The organism is Mesorhizobium sp. M7A.F.Ca.CA.001.08.2.1, from assembly GCF_003998455.1.
In the GTDB taxonomy this organism is placed as follows: domain Bacteria; phylum Pseudomonadota; class Alphaproteobacteria; order Rhizobiales; family Rhizobiaceae; genus Mesorhizobium; species Mesorhizobium ciceri.
Genome location: NZ_RZPW01000583.1, coordinates 1 through 4,112 on the forward strand (window position 1 = coordinate 1; position 4,112 = coordinate 4,112).

4 protein-coding genes are annotated in these 4,112 nt (G+C 64.2%); all 4 read left to right on the forward strand.

What is annotated here, in order from left to right; translation table 11 throughout:
• The coding region (locus tag EN914_RS26770) for an ABC transporter substrate-binding protein (protein WP_127389359.1) at positions 1-1,445 on the forward strand (1,445 nt) is incomplete at its 5' end.
• Positions 1,446-1,497: 52 nt separating this feature from the next.
• A complete protein-coding gene (locus tag EN914_RS26775) occupies positions 1,498-2,445 on the forward strand; it encodes an ABC transporter permease (RefSeq protein ID WP_024502511.1) in 948 nt (315 codons plus the stop codon).
• Between the two features lie 28 nt (positions 2,446-2,473).
• Positions 2,474-3,313, forward strand: a complete 840-nt coding sequence (locus EN914_RS26780; RefSeq protein WP_032898893.1) for an ABC transporter permease — start codon at positions 2,474-2,476, stop codon at positions 3,311-3,313.
• Positions 3,310-4,112: ABC transporter ATP-binding protein (locus EN914_RS26785; protein WP_164778928.1), on the forward strand; the 803-nt coding region annotated here is incomplete at its 3' end. The genes EN914_RS26780 and EN914_RS26785, both read left to right, overlap by 4 nt.

Here is a 4,112-nt window from a genome sequence, read left to right on the forward strand (position 1 = left end):
TCCTCAAGGTGCGCTCCTACGCCGACATCCAGACGCTCGACCCTTGCTTCCGGCTGGCGGCGCCTGAAGGCGACATCACCAGCGTCATCTTCGCCGGCCTCGTCGTCACCACGCCTGGCGACAGCTGGGGCTGGCGGCCGATGGCGGCGGAAACGATCAAGCAGCTCGATCCGCTGACCGTCGCCTTCCAGCTGCGCGACAATATCGGCTTCACCGATGGCTACGGCCAGATGACGGCCGAAGACGTGAAGTTTTCGATCGAACGCATCGCCGACCCAGCCAATAAGAGCCCCTATTCCGGCGACTGGGCAACGCTCAAGGAAGTCGAGGTCAAGGACAAGCTGTCGGGGCTGATCCACCTGAAACAAGCCTTCGCGCCGCTGTGGACGTCGACCTTGCCGACGCCGTCCGGCACCATCCTGTCAAAGCGCGCCATCACCGAGCTCGGTGGCAAGATGGGCGTCAAGCCGGTGGCTCAGTCAGGCCCCTACATCCTGAAGGAATGGCTGCCCAAGCAGCGCACGGTGCTGGTCCGCAATCCCGACTGGAAATACGAGCAAGGCGCCTTCGCGGAAATCCACATTCATCCGATCGAGGACGAGAAGACCGCCGAACTCGGCTATGAGGCCGGCGACCTCGACTACACCTGGACCGCGGTCTCCTCGATCTCGCGCCTGAAGCAGACGCCGCCGCCGAAGACGACAGTGGTGGAGAAGCCTTCGCTGGCCTTTGTCTGGCTCGGCATGAACCAGGATGTCGCTCCCTTCAACAATCCCAACATGCGCCGCGCGGTTCAGTACGCCGTGGACCGCAAGGCGGTGGTCGATGCTGCCTATTTCGGCGCCGCCGCAACCGCCACCGGCATCATCGCGCCCGGCTTGCCCGGCCATCGCGAGAAGAACCTTTTCGATTTCGACCCGGACCGCGCCCGCGACATGATCACCAAGGAAGGATTGGCCGGCACGACGATCACGCTCGACATCCTCAACAAGACCGAGCGGCTGACCGCGGCGCAGGTCGTGCAGTCGAACCTGCAGGATGTCGGCCTCAATGTGGAGATCAAGCAGAACGACAGCGGCACCTTCTGGACGCTTGGCGCCAAGGAAGGCGACTACTGGAAGAAGCTGCAGATGATCATCAGCCGCTTCTCCATGCAGCCGGATCCGAGCTGGGCGACTGCCTGGTTCACCCGCGACCAGATCGGCGTCTGGAACTGGGAGCGGTTTTCCAGCGAGGAATTCGACAAGCTCAATGCCGAAGGCATGGTCGAGCTCGACCCGGCGAAACGCGATGTCATCTACAAGAAGCTGCAGGACCTGATGGAGGAGAACGGCAACTACGTTTTCCTGACGCATGAGGTCACCGGCATCATGAATCGAGACACGCTTGTGGCCGGCCTGAAGCCGAACGGCGAACCCGTGTTCACCGACTTCAAACCGGCATGATGTCGGCGGGCGGGGCTCGCCCCCACCAAAGACCGTCCGACAGGTACCGAAAATGATCCGCTACGCCCTCAAGCGTCTGTGGCTTGGCGCCATCATCATCAGCGTCGCTATGATGATGATGTTCGCCATGGTCTACCTCATTCCCGGCGACCCGGCCTCCGTCGCGCTGGGGCCACGCGCGACGCCGGAGATGATGGAGGCGCTGCGCGTGCGCATGGGCCTCGACCAGCCGGTGTGGCGGCAGTTCCTGCACTTCTACGGATCGGTCCTGCGCGGTGACCTGGGCACCGAGGTTCTGTCGAACCGGCCGGTGCTGGACGTGGTGATGGAGCAGCTTCCGTTCACGCTGGCGCTGGTGGTCGGCGGCATTACCTGGTCGGTGGCGCTTGGCATCCCGCTTGGCTGTATCGCCGCGGTGCGCCGAGGCGGCTTTGTCGATCAGGTGATCGGGGTTCTTTCGGTGGCGATGATCGCGGTGCCGTCCTTCGTCGTCGCCATCTATTCGCTGCTGGTGTTCGCGGTCGCACTGCAATGGCTGCCGGCGATCGGCGCCGGCGAACCGGGCGACCTCACCAGCCGGCTCCAGCACCTCATCCTGCCGTCGCTGGCGGTCGGACTTGGCTGGATCGGCTACATCTCGCGCATGGTGCGCGCCTCGATGCTGGAGACGCTGGAGGCCAGCCATATCCGCACGGCGCGCGCCTTCGGCCTGACCGAAAACAGGATCGTCTACACCTATGCGCTGCGCATTGCCGTGCTGCCAACGATCACCCTGCTCGGCGTCGGTATCGGCCACATGCTGTCGTCTTCCGTTTTCGCCGAAATCGTCTTCGCCCGCCCCGGCATCGGCAAGCTGGTCTATGAGGCGATCTCGGTGCGCAACTATCCCATCGTCTCCGGAGCCGTGCTGGTCACCACGGTCTTCTTCGTCCTCGTCAACGTAGCAGCCGACATCCTCGTCGGTATCTTGGATCCCCGTGTCAGATCAGGTTTCAACTGAGCTGCCATTCCGCAGCTTCCGTCTCGGCATGATATGGCGCACCGCGCGCCGCATCATGTGCGAGCCGCTGGGCGCCGTCGGCCTGACGCTGGTGACGGTGGTGGTGCTGTCGGCGGTCTTCGCCAGCTTCCTGACCAGCTATGCGCCGAGCAAGATATCGCCGGCCGAACGCTTCGCTTCGCCGAGCCTGCTGCATCTGCTCGGCACCGACCACCTCGGCCGCGATCTTCTCACCCGGGTGCTCTATGGCGGACGCGTCGCGCTTTTGATCGCGCTGGGCGCGACAGCGGTGTCGCTGGTTGTCGGCGTCGTGCTGGGGCTGATCGCCGGCTATGGGCCGCGCTGGCTCGACAACGTGCTGCTGCTGATCTTCGACGCCGTGAAGAGCTTTCCCACCGTCATGCTGGCGCTGACGCTGGTCACCCTGTTCGGCCCCTCGCTCTATGCGGTGGTGCTGGTGGTGATGCTGGTCAATGTGCCGGGCTATGCCCGCATCATCAGGACGCAGACGCTGGTGCTGAAGTCGGCCGAACATGTCATGGCGGCGCGCTCGATGGGCGCCAGTGCCGGCCGTATCCTGCGCGTCCATATCCTGCCCAACATCATCGGCCCGATCCTGATCCTGATATCGATGGACATTCCCGTGGTGGTGGCGATCGAGGCCGGCATGAGCTTCCTCGGGCTCGGCGTGCGGCCGCCAACGCCGAGCTGGGGCGCGATCCTCAATGACGGCTTTGCCAACATCCGCGATTCCTACTGGATCGTGATTGCCGGCGGCCTGCCCATCGTGCTGACCACACTCGGCTTCACCTTCTTCGGCGAGACGCTGCGCGACCTCTTCGATCCCCGGCTGAAGGGGCGGTCATGACGGTTCTCGCGATCAAGGATCTGAGCGTCGCCTTCCACACCGAGAGTGGGCGACTGGAGGCGCTGAAGCAGGTGAGTTTTTCCGTGCCGGCCAACCGCAGCGTTGGCGTGGTCGGCGAATCCGGCTGCGGGAAGTCGACGCTCATCAACGCCATTCTCGGCCTGCTCGCCGACAATGGCGAGATATTATCGGGCGAGATCATCTTCGAGGGCGACAAGAACCTTGCCCGGCTCGACCCCACCGCGATGCGCGGCCTGCGCGGGCAAAGGATCGCCACCGTTTTCCAGGACCCGATGGGTGCGCTCAACCCGGTGCTGTCGGTGGGGCGGCAGATGCGCGACATCCAGTATCGCTCGGGTCTGTCGAAGCGGGACAAGGATGCGCGCTCGGTCGCCATGCTGCGCAAGGTTCGCATTCCCGATCCGGAAAGCCGGCTGACGCAGTTTCCGCACGAATTCTCCGGCGGCATGAAGCAGCGCATCGCCATCGCCATGGCGCTGATGATGGAGCCAGCGCTGCTGATCGCCGACGAGCCGACCACGGCGCTCGATGCGACGCTGGAGGTGGCCACCATCGAACTGCTCAAGGATCTGCAGCGCGACATCGGCTGCTCGGTGCTGTTCATCTCGCATCATCTGGGCGTGATCGCCGAACTCTGCGACGATATGATCGTGATGTATGCCGGCGAGGTGGTGGAAAGCGGCACGACCCGCGAGATCTTCCACGACGCCCGCCATCCCTACACGCAGAAGCTGCTGGCCTGCGATCCCGCCCGGCTGTCGCAGCGTGTGTCCCGGCT